The 21,676-nt window shown below is 40.7% G+C and carries 20 protein-coding genes; 16 read left to right on the forward strand and 4 right to left on the reverse strand.

Going from position 1 to position 21,676, the window contains the following annotated elements; all coding sequences use genetic code 11:
- Nucleotides 1–92: 92 nt before the first annotated feature.
- Nucleotides 93–881: a Cof-type HAD-IIB family hydrolase gene (locus BMX26_RS00870; protein WP_075529587.1), complete on the reverse strand. Its 789-nt coding sequence runs from the start codon at nucleotides 879–881 to the stop codon at nucleotides 93–95.
- A gap of 157 nt (nucleotides 882–1,038) precedes the next feature.
- Between BMX26_RS00870 and BMX26_RS00875 the strand changes: the two genes are divergently transcribed.
- The 5 genes from BMX26_RS00875 to BMX26_RS00895 all read left to right on the forward strand — a co-directional run bounded on the left by BMX26_RS00875 (nucleotide 1,039) and on the right by BMX26_RS00895 (nucleotide 3,749).
- The gene (locus BMX26_RS00875) at nucleotides 1,039–1,461 is read left to right on the forward strand and encodes a MerR family transcriptional regulator (RefSeq protein ID WP_075529588.1); all 423 of its coding nucleotides are present in this window, start codon (nucleotides 1,039–1,041) and stop codon (nucleotides 1,459–1,461) included.
- A 107-nt stretch (nucleotides 1,462–1,568) separates the two neighbouring features.
- On the forward strand, nucleotides 1,569–1,895 hold the full coding sequence (locus BMX26_RS00880) for a PadR family transcriptional regulator (RefSeq protein ID WP_075529589.1): 327 nt from the start codon (nucleotides 1,569–1,571) through the stop codon (nucleotides 1,893–1,895).
- A gap of 1 nt (nucleotide 1,896) precedes the next feature.
- A complete protein-coding gene (locus BMX26_RS00885) occupies nucleotides 1,897–2,496 on the forward strand; it encodes a DUF1700 domain-containing protein (RefSeq protein WP_075529590.1) in 600 nt (199 codons plus the stop codon).
- Nucleotides 2,497–2,498: 2 nt separating this feature from the next.
- A complete protein-coding gene (locus BMX26_RS00890) occupies nucleotides 2,499–3,479 on the forward strand; it encodes a DUF4097 family beta strand repeat-containing protein (RefSeq protein WP_075529591.1) in 981 nt (326 codons plus the stop codon).
- 12 nt (nucleotides 3,480–3,491) lie between these two features.
- Entirely contained in the window at nucleotides 3,492–3,749 is a 258-nt protein-coding gene (locus BMX26_RS00895; RefSeq protein WP_075529592.1) for a PspC domain-containing protein, read from the forward strand.
- Between the two features lie 31 nt (nucleotides 3,750–3,780).
- On the opposite strand, the gene BMX26_RS00900 is transcribed toward BMX26_RS00895, so the two are convergent.
- Entirely contained in the window at nucleotides 3,781–4,581 is an 801-nt protein-coding gene (locus BMX26_RS00900; RefSeq protein WP_075529593.1) for a glycyl-radical enzyme activating protein, read from the reverse strand.
- A 153-nt stretch (nucleotides 4,582–4,734) separates the two neighbouring features.
- Here BMX26_RS00900 and BMX26_RS00905 point away from each other — a divergent pair, with 153 nt between their 5' ends.
- The 4 genes from BMX26_RS00905 to BMX26_RS00920 all read left to right on the forward strand — a co-directional run bounded on the left by BMX26_RS00905 (nucleotide 4,735) and on the right by BMX26_RS00920 (nucleotide 9,724).
- The gene (locus BMX26_RS00905; protein ID WP_075529594.1) at nucleotides 4,735–5,481 is read left to right on the forward strand and encodes a DeoR/GlpR family DNA-binding transcription regulator; all 747 of its coding nucleotides are present in this window, start codon (nucleotides 4,735–4,737) and stop codon (nucleotides 5,479–5,481) included.
- Nucleotides 5,482–5,605: 124 nt separating this feature from the next.
- On the forward strand, nucleotides 5,606–8,089 hold the full coding sequence (locus tag BMX26_RS00910; RefSeq protein WP_082272415.1) for a glycyl radical protein: 2,484 nt from the start codon (nucleotides 5,606–5,608) through the stop codon (nucleotides 8,087–8,089).
- On the forward strand, nucleotides 8,041–8,550 hold the full coding sequence (locus tag BMX26_RS00915; protein ID WP_075529595.1) for a hypothetical protein: 510 nt from the start codon (nucleotides 8,041–8,043) through the stop codon (nucleotides 8,548–8,550). The genes BMX26_RS00910 and BMX26_RS00915 overlap by 49 nt, the downstream gene beginning before the upstream one ends.
- A 58-nt stretch (nucleotides 8,551–8,608) precedes the next feature.
- Nucleotides 8,609–9,724, forward strand: coding sequence for a vitamin B12 independent methionine synthase (locus tag BMX26_RS00920; protein ID WP_075529596.1), 1,116 nt, complete (start codon nucleotides 8,609–8,611; stop codon nucleotides 9,722–9,724).
- Nucleotides 9,725–9,757: 33 nt separating this feature from the next.
- Here the strand turns inward: BMX26_RS00920 and BMX26_RS00925 are convergent, their stop codons facing one another.
- Entirely contained in the window at nucleotides 9,758–10,069 is a 312-nt protein-coding gene (locus BMX26_RS00925; RefSeq protein WP_075529597.1) for an ArsR/SmtB family transcription factor, read from the reverse strand.
- A 156-nt stretch (nucleotides 10,070–10,225) separates the two neighbouring features.
- Here BMX26_RS00925 and BMX26_RS00930 point away from each other — a divergent pair, with 156 nt between their 5' ends.
- Entirely contained in the window at nucleotides 10,226–12,082 is a 1,857-nt protein-coding gene (locus tag BMX26_RS00930; RefSeq protein WP_075529598.1) for a heavy metal translocating P-type ATPase, read from the forward strand.
- Between the two features lie 26 nt (nucleotides 12,083–12,108).
- Here BMX26_RS00930 and BMX26_RS00935 read toward each other — a convergent pair whose 3' ends face one another.
- Entirely contained in the window at nucleotides 12,109–13,050 is a 942-nt protein-coding gene (locus tag BMX26_RS00935; RefSeq protein ID WP_075529599.1) for a nucleoside hydrolase, read from the reverse strand.
- Nucleotides 13,051–13,302: 252 nt separating this feature from the next.
- Here BMX26_RS00935 and BMX26_RS00940 point away from each other — a divergent pair, with 252 nt between their 5' ends.
- The 6 genes from BMX26_RS00940 to BMX26_RS00965 all read left to right on the forward strand — a co-directional run bounded on the left by BMX26_RS00940 (nucleotide 13,303) and on the right by BMX26_RS00965 (nucleotide 21,667).
- Nucleotides 13,303–14,331 carry a BMP family lipoprotein gene (locus BMX26_RS00940; RefSeq protein ID WP_075529600.1) on the forward strand — a complete coding sequence of 343 codons (1,029 nt, stop codon included), beginning with the start codon at nucleotides 13,303–13,305 and terminating at the stop codon, nucleotides 14,329–14,331.
- A 102-nt stretch (nucleotides 14,332–14,433) separates the two neighbouring features.
- Nucleotides 14,434–15,954, forward strand: coding sequence for an ABC transporter ATP-binding protein (locus tag BMX26_RS00945; protein ID WP_075529601.1), 1,521 nt, complete (start codon nucleotides 14,434–14,436; stop codon nucleotides 15,952–15,954).
- An 8-nt stretch (nucleotides 15,955–15,962) separates the two neighbouring features.
- Nucleotides 15,963–17,042, forward strand: coding sequence for an ABC transporter permease (locus BMX26_RS00950; RefSeq protein WP_075529602.1), 1,080 nt, complete (start codon nucleotides 15,963–15,965; stop codon nucleotides 17,040–17,042).
- Nucleotides 17,042–18,001 carry an ABC transporter permease gene (locus tag BMX26_RS00955; protein ID WP_075529603.1) on the forward strand — a complete coding sequence of 320 codons (960 nt, stop codon included), beginning with the start codon at nucleotides 17,042–17,044 and terminating at the stop codon, nucleotides 17,999–18,001. The genes BMX26_RS00950 and BMX26_RS00955 overlap by 1 nt, the downstream gene beginning before the upstream one ends.
- A gap of 204 nt (nucleotides 18,002–18,205) precedes the next feature.
- Nucleotides 18,206–19,210, forward strand: coding sequence for a LacI family DNA-binding transcriptional regulator (locus BMX26_RS00960; RefSeq protein WP_075529604.1), 1,005 nt, complete (start codon nucleotides 18,206–18,208; stop codon nucleotides 19,208–19,210).
- Nucleotides 19,211–19,408: 198 nt separating this feature from the next.
- Nucleotides 19,409–21,667, forward strand: coding sequence for a glycoside hydrolase family 65 protein (locus tag BMX26_RS00965; protein ID WP_075529605.1), 2,259 nt, complete (start codon nucleotides 19,409–19,411; stop codon nucleotides 21,665–21,667).
- Nucleotides 21,668–21,676: the final 9 nt, after the last annotated feature.

Consider the following 21,676-nt stretch of genomic DNA (forward strand, 5'->3'; position numbering starts at 1 on the left):
TCACTAACTTGATTACAGGCATTATGATACCTGATAGAAATAAATAAAGACGTAAGCAAAGGCAAAAAATTTTATAAGAAATCTCAAGCTTTTTATAAGCCGAAATAATGACGCAAAAACTGGGCGATACCATCTTCATTATTAGAAGTAATAATTTCATCAGCCCGATCCAATACCTGCTGCGGACTATTCTGCATGGCCACGCCGGTACCAGCGGTTTGAAGCATTTCGATATCATTTTCGCCGTTGCCAAAAGCAATGGTATTTTTAACTTGAATCTGCAAATTTTCAGCTACTTCCAGCAAGGCCTGGGCTTTAGACCGACCTTTGGGAATTAGTTCAATATTGTAGAGATTGGATGAAGACAGGTCCAAAGGATAGGAAGAAAGATATGCTTTAACATGGCTTAAATCGGTCAAATTTTCAGAAAACAAGATACCATTAGTAATATAGACTCCTTTTTGCTTTAGCGCTCCATATGAAGCAATGTCAATAAAGGTAATTTCGGGGGCCATTTTTTTAAGTTTCTCATCCACATGGCCAAAGCAATAAGCTGTTGTGGTTGAAAAAAGGCGCATTTTGACACTGGGATATTTTTGGCAGGCTAAAAAACAAGCCTTGATGGCGGCATCAGCCAGCTGATTTTTAACTATTGTGCCATTTAAAGTGTAGACACTGCCATTTGATGCAATGGTTTGAACCTGGTTGTTTAACTTGGCAGCATAGGTGCTGGCGGAAACCAACAGGCGGCCTGAGGCAATATAGACGGCATGGCCCAAATCAGTGAGCTGGTTGACAACTTTTACAGTTGCCGGCAAAATAGTTCTTTGGTCGGTTAATAATGTTCCATCGATGTCAAATAAGATTAAATGTTTTTCCACAGTAAGCCCCTCTTTACATTAAGCTATGCTTATTGTAGCGCACTCAAAGGAAGATTGATAGCGCCATCAAATAAATGTCAAAAAAATTGACAATTTTGAAAAAAAGTTACAATATTGAATGTGAAGGGGTTGCCTCGGCAAAGAAAGGAAGTATAAGTTGGATAAAGTAAAATTTGGTGATAATCTGCGCATCGGGATTGGCGATGTCAGTAAGATGACGGGTGTTTCCACTAGACAGTTGCGCTATTGGGAACAAAAGGGGTATATTAAACCGATTAATGAAAATGAAGGATCAGCCCGCAAATATGGGTTAGGTGCGATGTATAAGATTTTTGCTATCAAGCAGTTTTTAGATGAAGGTTTTACCCTAGCCAAGTCGGTTGAAAAAGCAGAACGTCGCGGTAAAGAAGGGGTTGTTTTACACCGTTTTATTAGAGAAATGGTTTTAGGCATTGAAATGATTGATGAAGAAAAAAAATATGCCCGCCTAGATTTTGGCTGTGTCGGGGATGGCCACCTTTATGGAGTGGTCGATGAAAAGGGCATTCGCTTTGAATTAAAGCCACTCAAAGAAAGATAATTTAAAATTTGGCGCTTGCTTAGCAGGGGCCAAATTTTTATATTGTATTGACATTTAATATTATACTTTATATAATATTAATATTGAATAAAGTTGAGGTGGATGTAATGGAAATTAAAGTCACGGCAGATTTGCTCGATGGCTTGGTATTAGCTTTATTATCTAAAAAAGATTATTATGGCTATGCTTTAACCCAAGATATTCAAGAAGCACTAACTATTTCTGAGTCTACCATGTATCCCGTATTGCGGCGGTTAAAGAAAAATGGGTTTGTGACGACTTATGACCAGCCTTACCAAGGGCGCAACCGGCGCTATTATCAAATTACGGCACAAGGAACTGAGCATTTAGCCAGAATTTACAAAATGTGGAATGATTTCAAAATAAGTTTGGATCAAATTTTTGAAAATAAAGTAATCGACAAGGAAAGTTAACATGGATAAAGAAAATTATTTAACGGAATTGGCAGAGTACTTAGCAGCTTTAACCCCTGAAGAAAGGGCAGATGTTTTAGAATTTTATCGTGAATTTATTGATGATGCCAATTTAAACGATACAAAGGCGATAGAGCAGCGCTTAGGCAATCCTAAACGGCTCAGCCGCAAAATTTTAGCTGATTTTTCCATTAAAGAAGTTGAAATGCAAAAAGAAAATAACGCTAATCAAAAGGCTTCGTTAAAAGCTAACAGCAATATGATTTTAAAAGTCATTTTAGCTTTATTAGCCACACCGGCAGCCTTAGTTGTTTTGGCGACTGTCTTTGTAGGCTTGACTTTCTTTGGCTCTATCGGCATTGGGATTATCAGTCTTATCTGCGTTTTAGTTTTGGTAGGGATCGTCTGTTTGTATATCGGCTTTAGCGTCCTTTTGGCCAATTTGATGGCAGGCATTTTTTATTTAGGCCTCGGATTATTGGTTCTTGGTGGTTTGATGATGGCACTGGTCTTGCTTTATTGGATTATTAAAGGTGTTGTCCAATTTACAGCACAATTGAGCCAAAAAGTATATCAGAGATTGGTTAAGAGGAGTAATTAATAATGAAAAAAATATTTAAATGGGGACTGATTCTTGCCTTTGGCGGCTTGATTTTGCTGATATTTGGCTTAGTAGGTCATGGAAATCAAAGTGTTTATTTTGAGGGGGCAAAACCGGTCTTGAATAGTGAGCAGAAGAGATATGCTAAAACTTATCAGGTTAAAAATCCACAGCAACTGAATTTTTTGTTGAATCAAACGTATATGGGCAAGAAATGTTTTGCTAAAATCAGTCTTGAAATTCGTACAGGCGCTAAATTCAGTGTTAAATATGTTGGTGACCGTAAAGATGCTCCGGTTATTAAGGAAAAAGACGGTGTTTTAACAGTTTATGCAACTCAAGGTGATAAGCCGAAATCAAATGTTAATTTTACGTGGAATGACCGTCAGATGCATGTCGATGAAAATCGTTTGATTGTGACCGTTCCGGATAAGGCTAGCTATCAAAAGGTGCATTTAGAAGGAATTAATGCCGATCTGAATGCTAAAGGGATAACGACAGCCAAGCTTGAGATGATGGCCTGTGATGCTGATGCTGATTTTCAAAAGGTGACAGCTAAGCAATTGACGCTCAAAAGCTCAGAATCCGATCTTAAAATGGTAAATTCTACTTTGGAAAATGGTACAATTATTTTAGGCGATGGCGATTTAAAGACAATAAATAGCCAGCTAAAGCAGGTTTCAATTAAGACCAGTGAAGGTGATTTAACCTTGAATAACAGCGGGTTAACAGCCTGCAATTTGAAAGCAGATGAGGGTGATATTACCGCCAACCAGCTCGATGTCAAGGGCAAATCATCTTTAACTTCGCAAACAGGCGACATTACCGTGGTTAGCGGTCAGATTCAAGGCTATGTTTTGCAAAATGGTGTGGGCGACAATCAGTTCCAAGGCCAAAAGGTAGCACGCAAATTTAATAAAAAAGCAAATTTAGCCGATATTTTGTATGTAACCGATGATATGGGTGATATTAATATCCAATAAGAAGGGATTCGAATGGCAAAGAGAAAAAAGCATTTAACCAGATCAAATGATAAAATTTTAGGCGGTGTTTTAGGCGGTATTGCTGAATATTTTGGTTTTGACAAGACTTGGGGTAGGTTGATTTTTGTAGCTTTGAGTATTGTTTTAGGGCATGTAGTTGGCGGAATCATCCTGTATGCAATTGCGATGGTAGTAATGCCTTTGCCGCTGGATGAACCAGACGATATCGATGAAAATGTTATCGAGGGTGAATTTAAGGAGAAAAAATAAAAAAAGGGCAGCTTTCAAGCTGCTCTTTTTTTTACCAGCCGTTAATCTTAGCGGTGACGTGATAGTCTTTTAAAATTTTTTGAAAGGATAAAAGGTCGTCTTTTTGCAATTGCTTGACATCTTTAAGCTGGTAGGTTCGGTTTAAATCAGCATATTTTTTCAGGCCAAATTGGTGGAAAGGCAGCAGTTCAACTTCAGTGACGCCTAACTGCTTGAAAAGTTCGCCAAAGTGCTTAGCATCATCGTCGGTGTAATTAAAACCGGGAATGACCGGAATGCGGATGCACAGCTGGTCTTGTTTTTTTAGGGCCAAAGCAAGGTTTTTTAAAATTAATTCATTGCCGACGCCGGTCCCTTTTTGGTGGCGCAGGCGGTCCCATTGCTTGCAATCATAATACATGAAATCAATGTAAGACATGAATTCTTCAAAGACTTCGGGTTTAGCATAACCCGTGGTTTCGCAGGCTAAATTAATATGCTCGGCTTTAATCCGTTTGGCTAATTCAATCGCAAAATCAGCTTGAAAAAGGACTTCACCGCCTGAAAAAGTCACGCCGCCGCCTGATTCTTCGTAAAAGTCTTTATCTTGCAAGATGACCCGCATAATTTCATCAACTGTCATATATTTGCCTACGGTAACTTCTTTTTTTAAGCGTTCATCATACATCATTTCAGGCTTTTTTTGCTGTGATTCCGGATTTGCACACCAGGCGCAACGCAGAGGACAACCTTTGAAAAAGACTACGGTACGGATACCGGGGCCATCGTTGAGACTGAATTTTTGGATATTAAAAATTAACCCTTTTTGAGGGGGTGTGGCTGTAGCTGGCATAAACTCACCTTCTCCTGATTATTTCACCTTTAGTGTACGCTTTATTTCGAAAGAATGCAAATTGCATTTCATACGAAAATGATTTTTTTTCAAAAGTAGCATCTTAGCGCGCTAAATGGTAAAATAGAGAAAAAAACAAAAGGGTTGATGACCATGTTAACTAGGCAAAAAGAGATTATCAAAATTGTTAATCAAAAGCAAAAAGTCGATGTCGCTGTGTTAGCGGATAAGTTACAGGTTTCCAAGGTGACAATCAGAAAAGATTTAACACAGTTGGAAGAATTAGGATTGTTAAAAAGGCAGCATGGTTATGCTGTCATGGCTGATCCGGAAAATTTGCGGGCTCGGCTTGCGGTAAATTATGACCTCAAGGTTAAAATTGCGCAAAAAGCAGCCGCATTCATTCAAGATGGCGAAACAATTATGCTGGAATCAGGTTCGACCTGTGCCTTGCTAGCGGAATTTCTGGGCAAATCAGGCAAGCACGTGACGATTATCACTGTTTCTTATTTTATTGCTGATTACGTTGGACAATATTCCAACTTGGAAGTTTTTGTAACGGGCGGTAAATATCAAGCCGCTTCTGAAGTAGTTGTCGGGGCCTTAGCCAAGCAGATGATTAGCCAGTTTCACGTGAAACATTTATTTGCGGGCACGGACGGCTTTTTGCCGCAGCAGGGCTTTTTTTGCAACAACATTGAACGGGCTGAAATGGTGCAGGCGATGGCACGTCAGGCCGCAGAAGTGATTATTCTTACTGATGCGACCAAATTTATGAAAGCCAGCACCGTGAAGCAATTGGAATTATCCCAAGTTAGTCAGGTGGTTACCGACGATCAGATTCCGGCCGACATTGAAGAATATTTACGGCAAAGTCCGGTCACTTTGACCATTATTTAAGCAGAAGCTAGTGCAAACCAGCTTCTTTTTTTGTACAAAAAAGCTTGCATTAAAATGAAAGCGGTGTTATTTTGATTTCAAACGAAAACGTAAGATATTTCGAAACAAAGAAAGGGCGTTTTTCATGGCAACGGAAATTTTAACCAAAACACAACAACACTTCGGTAAATTAACTCCACGGATGGAACGGTACCGTGATAGTATTATTGTTGCCAAACCATACGTTGATCCTGAGAGAGCCGTGTTAACGACGGAAGCATACAAAAAATATCAGGCTGAACAGCTTGACTTGCTAAGAGCCCATGTTTTAGAGCATATTTTGGCCAACATGTCGATTTATATTGAAGATGATACGTTAATTGTCGGCAACCAAGCCCAACAAAACCGCTGGGCCCCTATTTATCCGGAATATTCCATGAACTGGGTAATTGATGAATTAGATGAATTCGAAAAACGCCCTGGCGATGTCTTCTACATTACGGAAGAAACTAAGCAAAAATTGCGCGAAATTGCGCCATTTTGGAAAAATAATACGCTGGAAGATCGTGGCTATGCAGCCTTCCCGCCGGAAAGTCGTGTTTTTTACGATTTAGGCATTATCGGCGCTGACGGCAACATTACCTCCGGCGATGGTCATATTGCCGTCAACTATGAAAAAGTGATTAAATATGGCTTGAAGTCTTTTGAAAAGCGAGTTGAAGAAAAGCTATCGCAGCTTGACTTAACGGATATTGACCAGCAAAAGAAATCCTATTTCTACCGGGCTAGTTTAATTGTAATTCAGGCGGTGAAAAATTTTGCTTTACGGTATGCTGATTTAGCTGCTCAAAAAGCAGCGCGCGCAACCGGTGCCCAAAAGGAAAACCTGCTTGAAATTGCGCGGATTATGCGTAAGGTGCCTTACGAACCAGCGGAAACTTTCAGAGAAGCTGTGCAGGCAGTGTGGTTTACCCACTTGATTTTACAAATTGAATCCAATGGGCACTCTGTTTCCTATGGCCGTTTAGACCAATATTTGAACCCTTATTATGAACGTGATCTTAAGGAAGGACGGATTACGCGTGATGGTGCGGTAGAACTTTTGACCAACCTGTGCATGAAGACCTTGACTATCAATAAGATTCGTTCTTGGGCCCATACGGAATTTTCCGCTGGAAGTCCTTTATATCAAAATATCACCATCGGCGGCCAAACCCCTGAGGGCAAGGATGCTGTCAATGCGACCTCCTACAATGTTTTGCGGGCTATCGTCCAAGCTCACTTGCCACAGCCTAATTTGACGGTGAGATACCATAAAAATATCAGCGATGACTTTATGCTGGAATGTATTAGGGTCATTAAGCAAGGCTTAGGGATGCCGGCTTTCAATAATGATGAGATTATTATTCCTTCATTTATTGCCCGGGGTGTTAAAAAAGAAGATGCCTATAATTACAGTGCTATTGGCTGTGTGGAAACAGCCATTCCCGGAAAGTGGGGGTACCGTTGCACTGGGATGAGCTTTATTAACTTCCCACGAACACTGCTGATTGTGATGAATGGCGGGGTTGATCCTGAATCAGGCAAGAAATTGCTGCCAAATTATGGTAAATTTACTGAAATGACTTCTTACCAGCAACTCTTTGATGCTTGGGATAAGTCTTTGCGGGAGATGACCAGACAAAGTGTCATTATTGAAAATAGCTGCGACTTGGCTTTGGAACAAGGATATCCTGATATTTTATGCTCAACGTTGACTGATGATTGTATTGGGCGTGGCAAGACCATCAAAGAAGGTGGCGCTATTTATGACTTTATCAGCGGCTTGCAGGTCGGAATTGCCAACTTGGCCGATTCATTGGCGGCAATTAAGAAATTAGTCTTTGAAGAAAAGAAATTGACCACTAAGGAATTGTGGGATGCTTTGCAAAATAATTTTGCCGGTCAAAAAGGCCAAGCGATTCGCGAGCTTTTGTTAAATGAAGCACCGAAATACGGTAACGATGATGATTATGTCGATCAATTGTTGGTGGATGCTTATCAGCCATATATTGATGAAATTGCCAAATATAAAAACACACGTTACGGTCGCGGACCAATTGGCGGCTTGCGATATGCGGGAACATCATCGATTTCAGCTAATGTTGGTCAAGGCCACAACACCTTGGCTGAAGGCTGTTCACCGGAACATTCGATGGATGTTAATGGTCCGACTGCCGTCTTCAAGAGTGTCTCGAAGCTTAAGACCAAAGATATTACGGGAGGGGTTTTGCTTAATCAAAAGATGTCGCCGCAAGTGCTTAGAACTGATGAAAACTGCCTCAAGTTAGTGGCCTTGCTCAGAACCTTCTTTAACCGGCTGCATGGGTATCATGTTCAATACAACATTGTGGACCGCGAAACCCTGATTGATGCTCAAAAACACCCTGAAAAGCACCGGGATTTGATTGTCCGGGTAGCGGGATACTCAGCCTTCTTCGCTGGTTTTTGTTTGAAGTCAAAAAAAGGTCATTTTTTTTCGCTAGGAAAGGTTATTTTTAAGTGCTATAGTGAACTTATAATGACAAAGGAGGAGTTTTTATGGCTTTACATGAAGTTCGTCTCGCCTTGGGACCGGAAAAGACCTTAGATATGATATGTGAAAAATATCCAGCTAAGCATTTTGCTAAATTTCAAGCAGCTGCGGATCACCACAAATTTTTGTTGGTTGATGCTTCCGATGAAGCCGCTGTTTTCCAATCAGGTTTGGATTACAAGGTGATGCGCACCTTTAGCTTTAAAGATTTTGAACAATGTCCTTGGTTGGAATTACGCTATTTAACGTTAGATACAGACCAGCAAAAGGTCATGCAGTCTATCCTTGATTCTTGGGACAGTGATGATGTTCGTCCTTTAGGCTTAAAGCAGTTTGCCTTTTTGCAATCTGAAAAGCATGATTATGAATTTGTACTTGTTAACTGCTGGGAAGATGAACATGACTTTATTAAATGGGACAATTCCAGCGACAATAAAGTGGCACAATTCGGCCATGCCGGCAACCGTAAAGCACTTGTGACTCTCTACCAAGCTATTTTACGCACAAATAAATAATTACACTAAAAGACCCGTCCTTAGGCTGGGACGGGCTTTTTTGATTGGGGGAATTGGAATGACAAAAGCACCTTTTAGATATGATATGGTTGGTTCTTTGAAAAGACCTGATGCTTTGAAAAAGATTTGGCATGAAGTTCAAGCCGGCACCAAAGACCGCACGGAGGCTTTGGACATTTCCCAACAAGAAATTAAGCGGATTGTCAACCAGCAGGTAAACCTAGGTTTTCATGACGTTACCGATGGTGAATTTTCCCGCAGCTGGTGGCATTTAGATTTTTTGTGGGGACTGAAAGGCACCAAAAAATATGATTATCACGAGAGCTATAAATTTCATGGCTCTAAGACGCGGACCGATAACGTTAGTTTAGCCGGTAAAATTGCCTATAATCCTGACCATCCCTTCTTTGGCTTTTTTAAATATCTACAGTCCATTGTCCCAGAAGGTGTTTTGGCAAAGCAGACCATTCCTTCACCATCCATGCTTTTTCGGGACAACCGCAGCGATTTAGCCTTGGATTTTTATAATAGTTGGGATGAATACCTGCTTGATTTAGCTAAAGCTTACCAGCAGACAATCCGGCATTTTTATGATTTAGGCTGTCGTTATTTGCAAATGGATGACACTACTTGGGGATTTTTAATCAGCAAGCTCAACGAAACCAAAGACGATCCTAAGGCTCACGCCGAATACGAAAAAATGGCGCAAGATTGTGTTAAAGTCATCAATATGGTTTTACAGGATAAACCAGCCGATTTAACGGTGACGACCCATGTTTGCCGGGGTAATTTTAAGTCGACTTATCTTTTCTCCGGCGGTTATGAAGCTGTGGCTTCATATTTAGGACAATTAAACTATGACGGCTTTTTCTTGGAATATGATAATGAACGTTCCGGTGGTTTTGCACCCTTGAAGGATATTTTCAATAACCGCCCGCAAGTCCGGATTATTTTAGGCTTAGTTACTTCAAAGACACCAGAATTAGAAGACCAAAAGGTGTTAATTGAGCGGATTAAGGAAGCCAGCACCTATGTGCCTTTGGAAAATTTAGCTTTATCCACGCAGTGCGGGTTTGCTTCAACCGAAGAAGGCAACTTGATTTCCGAAGAAGAACAATGGGCTAAATTAACTTTGGTCAGAGATACTGCTAAAAAAGTTTGGGAAGACGCCTAAAAAAAACGCAAAGCTTTGAGAGCTTTGCGTTTTTTAGTCTTCATTGATATGTTCTTTGACAGCTTCAAAAATCATCATGACATGCTGATCGGCTAAATAATATAAGACCCGTTGACCGTCCCTTTTACTGATAACGAGTCCGGTTTGCCGCAAAAGTTTGAGCTGGTGGGAGACCGCCGATTGGGAAATGCCGATAGCTTCGACAATATCATTGACGGCTAATCCTTGTTCTGATAGTAAATAGAGAATTTTGTACCGGGTTTCATTGCCGAAAGCCTTAAAAATTTGGACACATTTTTCTGTGTCAGCTGGGGTTGGGAGTATTGGTTTCTTTTTTTCTGACATAATTTTCACCTTAAGTGTTATTTTAGCATGTTTTATAAAGTAATGGGTATTTTTAACGGGGAGCTTGTTAAAAAAAGGGCAGCATGCTATAATATACTGTGAAAAATATGAGCATATGTTCATATATCAATATAGTTAACTAAGGTGGCGCTAAAGATGAAAAATTGGTGGAATAAACGAACAGCAGAAGATAAACAAAAAGTAGCGCTTTTAGCTTTGGTAGCGCTCCTGCTGTTAGGGGCAAAATTATTGACCGGCTTTGGTGTAGATAGTTTAGTTTTATATTTTTATTTAGCAGCCTATGTCATTGCAAGTCAGGATGTCTTTAAAGAAGCTTATGAAAATATCAAAAAAGGTTCATTTTTTGATGAGCACACGCTGATGATTATCGCTACCCTTGGTGCCATCAGTATCAAACAATATCCCGAAGCCGTTTTTGTGATGTTATTTTATCAAATAGGCGACTTTTTCGAAGACATGGCGGTCAGTGATTCCAGACAATCAATAAAAAGTCTGTTAGATATCAGACCGGATACGGCTAAGTTAAAAAATGGACCGGCAGTTGCGCCCCAAGAAGTCAAAGTGGGCGACATCATCGAAGTTGCACCTGGTGAAAAGATTCCTTTGGACGGGGTGGTCGTTTCGGGGAAGGCTTATTTAAACACCGCAGCTTTAACGGGCGAAAGCAAGCCTTTGGCAGTAACCAGCGGCGACCAGGTTTTGAGCGGTATGATTTGTCAAAATGCGCCTTTAGATATCAAGGTCGAAAAAAGCTTCCATGAATCAACTGTCGTTAAAATTTTACAGATGGTAGAAGATGCTGGGGATAAAAAAGCACCGACAGAAAAATTTATTACTAAATTCGCCCAGATATATACACCGTTGGTGGTAGCTGCGGCCGTTTTGCTAGCCGTTTTGCCGCCTTTATTATTCCAGTTTGATTTTCAAACCTGGCTTTATCGTGCTTTAGTCTTTTTAGTTATTTCTTGTCCTTGTGCTTTGGTGCTGTCGATTCCTTTGAGTTTCTTTAGCGGTATCGGGGCAGCGTCAAAAGCTGGTGTTTTGGTCAAGGGCGGCGATTACTTGGAAGCTTTAAATCAAGTGAAAACATTTGTCTTTGATAAGACGGGGACTTTAACCAAGGGTGAATTTGAAGTGGTTAAAGTTATGCCGCAAGGTGGGATGACAGCCGCTGAACTGGTTAAATTAGCGGCCATTTGCGAACAAAAGTCGCCTCATCCGATTGCCAAATCAATTTGCCAATATTACCCAGGAAATATTGAAACCGCCGAGATTGAAGAGTTAGTCGGCAAAGGGGTTAGCGCTGTTTATCAGGGCCAAAAGCTTTACTGCGGTAGTCAGCGGCTCATCGAAGAGGTTATGGGAGCAGATGTCTTATTGCCTAAACCTCAAACGGAAACTTTGGTTCATTTAGCAACCAAAGAGCGGTATTTGGGCAGCCTTGAAGTAGCTGACGTCCTTAAACCAACGACCAAACAGACCATGCATGCTTTAAAAGAAGCCGGCGCTAATTTGATAATGCTGACGGGTGATAACCGCCAAGTAGGCTTAGCTGTAGCGGATGAATTGGGCATGGATGAAGTTAAGGCAGAACTTTTACCGCAAGATAAAGTCAAAGAAGTCCAAAAGTTAAAAGCGAAATTGGGTCAAAAAGAAAAGCTGGCCTTTGTCGGCGATGGCTTAAATGATACGCCGGTGTTGGCGCAAAGTGATGTAGGCATTGCGATGGGAGCGTTAGGTTCAGATGCGGCGGTAGAAGCAGCTGATATTGTGCTGATGTCGGATGACCCCTTAAGCATTGTCAAGGCCTTTAAAATTTCGCAGAAAACTAAGCAGATTGTTTGGGAAAATATCAGTTTCGCTTTAGGTGTTAAAGTTATTTGCTTAATTTTAGGAGCTTTGGGTTTAGCTGATATGTGGCAGGCAGTTTTTGCCGACGTGGGGGTTACCTGTTTAGCCGTGCTGAACAGTTTAAGAATTTTGCGTAAATAAAAAAAGCAGGAGTGACTCCTGCTTTTTTATTTGGCTTTTTTGCCTAATTTTAAAATCAGATCAAAGAATTGCTCCCGGTTGACATCATAAACTAAGGATACGGGGCGTCCTTCAGGCGTTAAATAAGTTTTGCCTGCACTAGGGTAAGCCGTTGATACGTCGCAAAAAACTTCCTTGGTCTGGCCTAAGCTTGGATCTGCTAAGAGGCAGGTTGTTAAAACGTCCCACAGAAAATAGGTCGAATTGGTTTCAAAAAGGGATAATTCCGGCACAAAGGCGTAGCTGTTGCCGATAAAATCAAGTCCCGGATAGCGTCTATTTTGCGCCCAAGTTAAGCGTACTTCATTGGTCAAAGGAACTTTATTAGTACTTTCCAAGGCCACCATCGTTATTTTAAGCTGCGAATCAAAGACGGTTTTGACAGCTTCAGGATCCCAAAAGGCATTCCATTCCTGACTGCCGTCACTATCAGGTTCCATCACGTTGCCTCTTTTAAGGAAGGTGCCGCCCATCCAATACAACTCCTTAATCTTTGGTTCGATGTCGGGTGCTTTAACCAAAGCGCTGGCAAGATCGGACAAAGGACCGGTGAATAAGAGGGTTAACGGTTCTTTGGCGTCTCTTAATTTTTGGATTAAATCTTCATCAGCGGGCAGACTAGCCTTTTGGCAGGTGATTTTACCGGTCTCATTTAAAATAGGCAGAGCATTTTCGCTGTAAGCATCAAGACGCCATTCCTTAGGGAAGGGGTGGGCGGTTTTAGCATTTGAGTAGGCAACGGTCAGCTGATTTGGCACACCGAACCGGTCGATAATTTTGCGGCTGGCCGCGCCGGCTGGTTGTAAATAGCTGTCGGCTCCCATGACGCTGACACCGGCTAGTGAAATTTCTTTCATTTGTAAAAGTAAAAATAATGAAATTAAATCATCGACACCACCATCGTGACTGAAATAGATTTTTTTTGACAAAATAAAAACCTCCTAAAATAGATAAAAAACGAACGATTAAGGAATGTTTAAGAATGTTTACGTTTTAGTAAAACCTTTTACTTGCCGTTTTTCCGCATTATATTGGCATTTTATCATGAAAATGGCTGGATTTAAAGCCTATTAAATGCGAACGTTAAGTGAAAAATATTTGCAAAACATATTGATTTTGGCTGAAAATAATGTATACTTGAAATGTAAATTGATTATACTGTTCTGGAGGATGTATTAAAAATGCACACTAGCAAAAAAATCGCTGCAACAATCGCAGCAACATTGATGGTCGGTACTGTCCTTGTAGGTTGTGGCAATGGCAACAGTTCTAGCTCCAAAGGTACTACGCATACAGTTGCGATGGTTACTGACGGTGGTAGTATTGATGATAAGTCATTTAACCAATCTTCATGGGAAGGTCTTAAAGCTTGGGGTAAAGAACACAATTTGAAGAAGGGTGTTAATGGTTACAATTACGCTCAATCAAATTCAGATGCTGACTTTACACCAAACATCAACAAGTTGATTAAGGCTCATTACAAGACAATCATTGGTACAGGTTACAAGGTTGCTCCGGCTATCACGAAGGCGGCTAAGCAAAACCCTAAGACAAACTTTGTTATCATTGATGATGTTGTTAAGGGTAAGAACATTGCTTCAGTAACTTTCAAGGCTGAACAATCATCATTCTTAGCAGGTGTTGCAGCTGCTAAGACTACTAAGACTAATAAAGTTGGTTTCTTAGGCGGGGTTAAGAGTGAAGTTATTACATCCTTTGAAAAAGGTTTCGTTCAAGGTGTGCATGCCGTAAACCCTAACATCAAAGTTGACATTAAATATGTTGGTTCCTTCAGTAAAGCTGACCTTGGCCAATCAATGGCTTCAGCTATGTACAACAATGGCGAAGATGTTATCTTCCACGCTGCTGGTGGTTCCGGTGCCGGTGCTTTCACAGCTGCTAAGAGTTTAGCTAAGAATGGCAAGAAAGTATGGGTTATCGGTGTTGACCAAGACCAAAAGGCTGATGGTGCATATAAGGGTGGTAACGTCACTTTAGCATCCGCTGTTAAGGAAGTCGGCAACGCAGTTCAAGATATTGCCAACAAGGCTATGAAGAACAAGTTCCCAGGCGGCAAGACGGTTACTTATGATCTTAAGAGCAAGGGTGTAAGTTTGGTAAACGATAACATGTCTTCAGAAGCTGCTAAAGCAGTTCAACAATATCAACAAAAGATTATCAAGGGCGAAATTACTGTTAAAGCAAAGTAAGCCCACACCGTTTCTTAATCAGGACGGTCAGGTGAAGTGTTAGCCAGAGCTAATGCTTCACCTTTTTTATAAATATGCAGTTATATATTTTAGGAGGATAATATGGCTAAAGATGTCGTTGAAATGAGACATATCACCAAGCAATTTGGTAATTTTAAGGCTAACGATGATATCTCATTAACTTTGCACCAAGGTGAAATTTTGGCACTTTTAGGTGAAAATGGTGCCGGTAAATCAACTTTGATGGGCATGCTTTCGGGCTTGCTGAAGCCAACTGCCGGTCAAATTTTAATTGATGGCAAAGAAGTTGAAATGGATAGTCCCCGTGATGCTAAGAATCTGGGGATTGGGATGGTGCACCAGCACTTCATGTTAATCCCAGCTTTCAGTGTGCTTGAAAATATCATTTTAGGTGACGAACCTTTGAAACAAGGCCGCATTGATTACAAGCAAGCTGAAAAAGACATTACAGCTTTGGCTGAAAAATATCATTTGGATATCAACTTGAAAGCTAAAGTTGCTGATATCACAGTGGGGATGCAACAGCGTGTTGAAATCATGAAAGCTTTATACCGTAAGGCCAATGTCTTCATTTTTGATGAACCTACAGCTGCTTTGACCCCGCAAGAAATTGAACAATTGATGAAAATTTTCCGTACTTTAGCTGCTGAAAATAAATCAATTATTTTCATTACGCACAAGTTAAAAGAAATCAAAGAAGCTGCTGACCGCTGCATTATTATCCGGGCCGGCAAGGTGATTGATGACGTGATGGTAGCAGATGTTGCCGAAGAAAAAATGGCTGAAATGATGGTGGGACGCAAGGTGCGGACAACGGTCGATAAAGAGCCGGTTGATCAAACCAAGACTGTCTTAGAGGTCAGTGGTTTGAATGTTGAAAAGGACGGTTTAGCTGCTGTTAAGAACCTTAATTTAACGGTGCACACCGGTGAAATTGTCGGTGTAGCCGGGGTTGATGGCAACGGACAAAGCGAATTGATCGATGCTTTAACGGGCTTGCGCAAAATTAAGTCAGGTTCTGTAAAAGTTAATGGTAAGGAATATGCTAACCACAGCGTGCGGGAAATCACGGAAGCTAAAGTAGCTTATATTCCTGAAGATCGGCAAACAGTAGGTTTGATTTTGCCGATGACCATTGCGGAAAATTTGGTTTTGAAGAATTACTACCATGCTCCTTATAATAAGCAGGGTATTTTGAACTATAACAAGATTAACGCTGATGGCCGGCAATTGGTTAAAGACTTCGATATCCGCTCGCAAAGCGAAAAAGAAGCTGTCGGATCACTTTCAGGCGGTAACCAGCAAAAGGTTATTGTGGCACGTGAAATTGCCAGTCAGCCGGATTTATTGATTGCTGCTAATCCAACTCGCGGGGTCGATGTCGGTGCGATTGAATATATTCATGAAAAGATTAACGCCGAACGCAATGCTGGCAAGGCCGTGTTGCTGATTAGTTTTGAATTAGATGAAATTTTGAAATTGTCTGATCGTGTGGTTGTAATGCACGCCGGTGAAATTGTCGGCGAAATTGATCCAAACCATACGTCAGCAGAAGAATTAGGTTTGATGATGGCCGGTCAAAAAAAGACCGCTGCTAAATAGGAGGACAAATGGAAACAGGTAAGAATAAAAATGCCATAATCATTCCACTTTTAGCCGTTTTATCCGGTTTTATCGTGGGTGCGATTTTGATGCTTATTTTTGGATATAATCCAATTCAAAACTATGGTAGTTTATTTACAGGTGCCTTTGGTGATATCTTCTCCATTGGTGAAACATTGCGGAATATGACCCCACTGTTGTTGACAGGGTTAGGCTTTGCGGTAGCTGATAAGGCTGGCTTCTTTAACATTGGCGGTCCAGGGCAATATTTAATGGGCTGGTTTGGTGCCATTGTCTTTGTGCTCCACTTTAAAGCTTTGCCAGGGATTGTGCTGATTATCGGCGCTATCTTAGTGGGCGGTTTGTGCGGTTCAATTTGGTCTGGAATTGCCGGCTATTTAAGAGCTTATTTTGGTACGAGCGAAGTTATTACGACAATTATGCTGAACTACATTTCCTTATACTATGTCAACTATGCGATTAAAGCGTGGCTGGCACCTAAGGGTTCTGATTCTTCGCCAAGTATTCCAAGCAAAGCCAGCTTAAATACTGCGTTCTTGCAACATTTAACCAATAACTCAACCTTCCACTGGGGTTTTTTCATTGCGCTTTTCTGCGCTTTTGCCGTTTGGTTCTACTTCAATAAGACCAAATCAGGTTTTGAAATCCGCGGTGTTGGGTTAAATCCTTCAGCTTCGCGTTATGCTGGGATGGATGTTAAGAAGACAATCATTGTAGCGATGCTGATTTCCGGCCTTTTGGCAGGGGTTGCCGGTGCCCTTGACGGTATTGGTAACTACCAAAATATTTCGGTGTCAAATTCAACGCCAAGTGTTGGTTTTGATGGGATGGCTGTGGCTTTGCTGGCAAGTGAAAACCCAATCGGGATGATGTTCTCGGCTTTATTATTCTCAGCTTTGCAAATTGGTGGTTTAAGTATTTCAGTATTCTCCACCACACCGTCCGAAATCGTCAATGTCGTGATGGCTTCAATTATCTTTTTTGTAGCCATTCGTTATGCCTTTGAAATTTTATTGGCTAAAGGAATTATTAAGAAAAGTAATAAATCAAAGGAGGAAAATAACTAATGAGTTTCACGACACTTTTAATGACACTTGTCTCGTCCACTTTGGTTTATGCGGCTCCGTTGATTTTTACAGCTTTAGGCGGAACTTTCTCTGAACGCAGTGGGATTGTTAACGTTGGTTTGGAAGGCATGATGGTTGTCGGTGCTTTCAGCAGTATTGTTTTCACTTTGGATTTTGATAAAACCCTCGGAAATGCTACACCTTGGTTGGCCATTTTAGTTGGCGGGGCGTTTGGCTTGCTCTTTTCTTTATTGCATGCGGTCGCTACGATTAATTTTAGAGCTGACCACATCATTTCCGGGACAGTGCTTAACTTATTAGCACCTGGTTTGTGTGTGTTCTTAACGCGGATTTTTTATAGCGGCAAAGGACAAACACCTGTAATCAGCCAAGGCTTAGATAAAGTGACTTTCCCAGGCTTGTCTAAAATTCCGTTTTTTGGTGAAGTTTTATTCACCAGAACTTCTTTAATTGCTTACTTGGCTATTTTAATTTCAATCGTCAGCTGGTATTTCTTATACCGGACCAACATTGGTTTGCGGTTAAGATCAGTTGGTGAAAATCCGGTGGCAGCTGATACTTTAGGGATTAATGTTTACAAGTATCGCTACATGGGTGTTTTGATTTCAGGCTTCTTAGGCGGTATGGGTGGTGCCGTGATGGCTTTGACAATCACGCTTAACTTCTCAACTAATACTATTTCAGGTCAAGGCTTCATGGCCTTGGCAGCGATGATTTTTGGTAAATGGCATCCAATTGGTGCCATGGGGGCAGCGGTTTTCTTTGGCTTGGCGCAAAGTTTATCTATCACCAGTGCTTATATTCCATTGCTCAGCCATGTTGATTCAGTATGGTTCCAAATTGCACCATACTTGATTACCATTATTGTTTTGGTTATCTTCTTGGGCAAAGCTGTGGCACCAGCGGCTGATGGAACTAACTACATCAAGAATAAATAAGATTATTAAGATTGAAGACCGGTTTTTTAGCTGGCCTTTTTTTGTTATGCATAAAAATTGCATAAAATATAAATGTTTTTTTGTGCAAATACACAATAAAAAAGATAAATCAGCTAGAAAGGCTTGATTTTTAGCGAAAAACAGGTATATACTTTTATCATAAAATCAATGCAACCGCTTTACTAAATCGATGGAGGTAAGAATATGGCAACGATTAAAGATGTTGCACGTTTAGCAGGGGTTTCACCATCAACTGCTTCAAGAGCCATGCACAATAGTTCGCTGATTAGCGAAAGTACTAAAAAGAAAGTGCGGGCAGCAATGGCTGAATTGGATTATTCACCAAATTTTGCCGCACAGAATTTAGCTAATAAGTCATCCAATACTATCGGGGTCATTTTACCCGCCAATGAAGATTCGGTTGGGGATAACCCTTTTTTCATCCAGATTATTCAAGGCTTGGCAGCGATTTGTAATGCGCATGACTATATGGTTTCAGTCGCCTCAGGGCAAAACAACCAAGAACTGATTAAAAATATTGAAACGATGATTAAACGGGGCAATATTAGCCGCTTTGTTTTTGTTTATTCCAAGGCCAATGACCCTGTTTTGCACTATGTTAAAGCCCAAAAGCAGGTGCAAGTTGTGATTATCGGGACGCCGTACGAAGATAAAGATGAAATGCTTTATGTGGATAATGATAATCAAAAGGCGGGCTATGATGCGGCAGGATACCTCTTTGAAAAGGGCTGCAAGAATATTTTGTATGTCTACACAGATTTAGATGAAAACGTGCAAAATGACCGTTTCTTAGGTTACAAAAAGGCTGTCAAAGCACACAAAGGACAGACGTTTGCCTTGAGTTTGGCTTTTAACAATGAGGTACAGCGCGATAAAGCTATCAAAGACTATTTCAAGGCTTATCCTGAAATCGATGCTATTATTGCTTGCGATGATATTTTGGCTTTGCAGGTTCGTTATTCCTGCGAAAGTGCCTGCCTTGATGACAGCATTGCTTTAATGGGATTTAATAATTCGGCTTTAGGCAGAGTGATGCACCCAACACTGACGTCGGTGGAAATCTTCCCACGCTTTTTAGGTTCAGAAGCAGCGGCGTTAGCAATCAATGCGGATGATGATAAATTGAAATTGGATAGCAATTATGTAATTGTGCCGCATAAGGTGGTTGAACGTGAATCAACTAAATAGGCTGAAGTAAACCTTCAGCCTATTAATAGCACTTTTATTCAACCGATTGCACTAGTAGCGGTGATACCGGGTGAAAAATTGGCTTTAAACTTTTAAAAAAGGTTATTTTTTTAAAAGAAAGCACTTGCAAATGCAACCGATTGCAACTATAATAATAAGCGAGATATAGAAAAAAGATAAACGAAGGGAAAGAAAGATATGAAGCGGATTTTTGAAATTGATCCTTGGAAAGTAATCACACATACATTTAAACCCGAAGACAAGCGTCTTCAAGAAAGTATGACCAGTATCGGTAACGAATATATGGGGATGCGGGGAATGTTTGAAGAAAAATATTCCGGCGATACACATAAAGGTATTTATTTAGGTGGTGTTTGGTTCCCAGACAAGACACGGGTTGGCTGGTGGAAAAACGGCTATCCAGCATACTTTGGCAAGGTAATCAATGCAGTAGATTTTGTCAGTGTCGACATTAAATTAGATGGTCAATCAGTTGATATGGCTCAAGACAGTTTTGAAGACTTTGAATTATCCTTGGATATGCAACATGGCCTCTTGAACCGTTCTTACGTTGTTAAGCGTGGTGCTAAGAAGGTGCGGTTGAACTTCACCCGTTTTGTCAGTGCTGATATCAAAGAATTATATGCTAGTCAAATCACTCTTGAAAATTTAAGTTCAGAATCAGTGGATGTCCAAATTGCTTCGTTAATTGACGCTGATGTCTTCAATGAAGATTCTAACTATGATGAAAAATTTTGGGATGTTTTAGCTAAGTCCGCTGACGCTAAGACCAGTCGATTAGTGGCTAAAACGATTCCTAACAACTTCGGTACGCCACAATTTACGACGGAAATGCTGGCTAGTCATGTCACGAGCCTTGATGCTAAAGCACCCGTTGAAACAGACAAGCAAGTTATCAATAACTTTGGCGGTGTGCTAGCAGCCGGCCAAAAAGTCAGCTTTGAAAAGCGGGTTATTATTGTAACTTCCCGTGATTATGACAGCTTGGAAGCTTTGGATCAAGCTGCTGAGGCTTTGACTAAAAAGCAGGCTGGCCAAAGTTTTGCCGAATTAACGGAAGCGCAAAGTGCTGCTTGGCTGAAGCGGTGGGAAAAAGCTGATGTTAAAATCTTTGGCAATGATGAATCACAACAAGGGATTCGCTTCAACTTGTTCCAACTTTTCTCAACTTATTATGGCAACGATGCCCGCTTGAATATCGGACCAAAAGGCTTTACGGGTGAAAAATACGGCGGTGCTACTTACTGGGATACCGAAGCCTTTGCGGTACCATTGTACCTGGCCTTGGCTGATAAAAAAGTTACACGCAACTTGCTGGAATATCGCCATGCACAGCTAAAAGGAGCTTACCACAATGCTCAGCAGCAAGGATTAGCAGGAGCTTTGTATCCAATGGTAACTTTCAATGGGATTGAATGCCATAATGAATGGGAAATCACCTTTGAAGAAATTCACCGTAATGGGACTATTGCTTATGCAATTTATAACTATACCCGCTACACGGGCGATCAAGAATATGTCCTCAATGACGGTTTTGATGTTTTAGTTGGTATTGCACGCTTCTGGGCTGATCGTGTTCATTTCTCCAAGCGTAAAGGTCTCTATATGATTCACGGCGTTACTGGTCCTAATGAATACGAAAACAACGTTAATAACAACTGGTATACCAACTTATTGGCTAAGTGGTGCTTAAATTACACCAACGAAATTGCTGCTAAAGTTTCAGCTGAAAAATTAGGCGCTTTAAACTTAACCGATGCTGAAAGAGCTAAATGGCATGAAATTGCAGATAAGATGTATTTGCCATACGACGAAGAATTAGGTATCTTTGTCCAACATGATACTTTCTTGGATAAGGATTTGACACCAGTCAAAGATTTGCCACAAGATCAGCTGCCATTAAACCAACACTGGTCATGGGATCATATCTTGCGTTCGCCATATATTAAGCAAGCGGATGTTTTACAAGGTATCTATTACTTTATCGATAAATTCAGTGCTGAACAAAAAGAAAAGAACTTTGACTTCTACGAACCATTGACAGTGCATGAATCAAGTTTATCGCCATCAATTCATGCTATTATTGCAGCTGATTTGCACAAGGAAGAAAAAGCCTTTGAAATGTATTCACGTACAGCACGGCTTGACCTTGACAACTACAACAACGATACGGTTGATGGTTTGCACATTACTTCGATGACTGGTTCTTGGTTGGCTATCGTACAAGGTTTTGCCGGCATGCGGGTAATTGATGATAAATTATGTTTTGCACCATTTGTACCTAAGGAATGGGATGGCTACAAGTTCAGAATTAACTTCCGAGGACGTTTATTAGAAATTGATGTTAGTCAAGAAGAAACTAAGATTACCTTACTTAAAGGCGACGATTTAACCATCAAACTTAAAGGCGAAGATATGTTGCTGACAGCAAAATAAAGGAGGATT

Source organism: Ligilactobacillus sp. WC1T17, assembly GCA_900110005.1.
Classification (GTDB): domain Bacteria; phylum Bacillota; class Bacilli; order Lactobacillales; family Lactobacillaceae; genus Ligilactobacillus; species Ligilactobacillus ruminis_A.

Excerpts from the sequence above, each read along its gene's own strand:
- BMX26_RS00965 (WP_075529605.1), top strand. The coding sequence starts at position 19,409 with ATGAAGCGGATTTTTGAAATTGATCCTTGGAAAGTAATCACACATACA.
- BMX26_RS00960 (WP_075529604.1), top strand. The coding sequence starts at position 18,206 with ATGGCAACGATTAAAGATGTTGCACGTTTAGCAGGGGTTTCACCATCA.
- BMX26_RS00955 (WP_075529603.1), top strand. The coding sequence starts at position 17,042 with ATGAGTTTCACGACACTTTTAATGACACTTGTCTCGTCCACTTTGGTT.
- BMX26_RS00890 (WP_075529591.1), top strand. The coding sequence starts at position 2,499 with ATGAAAAAAATATTTAAATGGGGACTGATTCTTGCCTTTGGCGGCTTG.
- BMX26_RS00910 (WP_082272415.1), top strand. The coding sequence starts at position 5,606 with ATGGCAACGGAAATTTTAACCAAAACACAACAACACTTCGGTAAATTA.
- BMX26_RS00885 (WP_075529590.1), top strand. The coding sequence starts at position 1,897 with ATGGATAAAGAAAATTATTTAACGGAATTGGCAGAGTACTTAGCAGCT.
- BMX26_RS00905 (WP_075529594.1), top strand. The coding sequence starts at position 4,735 with ATGTTAACTAGGCAAAAAGAGATTATCAAAATTGTTAATCAAAAGCAA.
- BMX26_RS00930 (WP_075529598.1), top strand. The coding sequence starts at position 10,226 with ATGAAAAATTGGTGGAATAAACGAACAGCAGAAGATAAACAAAAAGTA.
- BMX26_RS00945 (WP_075529601.1), top strand. The coding sequence starts at position 14,434 with ATGGCTAAAGATGTCGTTGAAATGAGACATATCACCAAGCAATTTGGT.
- BMX26_RS00895 (WP_075529592.1), top strand. The coding sequence starts at position 3,492 with ATGGCAAAGAGAAAAAAGCATTTAACCAGATCAAATGATAAAATTTTA.
- BMX26_RS00950 (WP_075529602.1), top strand. The coding sequence starts at position 15,963 with ATGGAAACAGGTAAGAATAAAAATGCCATAATCATTCCACTTTTAGCC.
- BMX26_RS00900 (WP_075529593.1), bottom strand. The coding sequence starts at position 4,581 with ATGCCAGCTACAGCCACACCCCCTCAAAAAGGGTTAATTTTTAATATC.
- BMX26_RS00920 (WP_075529596.1), top strand. The coding sequence starts at position 8,609 with ATGACAAAAGCACCTTTTAGATATGATATGGTTGGTTCTTTGAAAAGA.
- BMX26_RS00915 (WP_075529595.1), top strand. The coding sequence starts at position 8,041 with ATGGCTTTACATGAAGTTCGTCTCGCCTTGGGACCGGAAAAGACCTTA.
- BMX26_RS00880 (WP_075529589.1), top strand. The coding sequence starts at position 1,569 with ATGGAAATTAAAGTCACGGCAGATTTGCTCGATGGCTTGGTATTAGCT.
- BMX26_RS00940 (WP_075529600.1), top strand. The coding sequence starts at position 13,303 with ATGCACACTAGCAAAAAAATCGCTGCAACAATCGCAGCAACATTGATG.
- BMX26_RS00925 (WP_075529597.1), bottom strand. The coding sequence starts at position 10,069 with ATGTCAGAAAAAAAGAAACCAATACTCCCAACCCCAGCTGACACAGAA.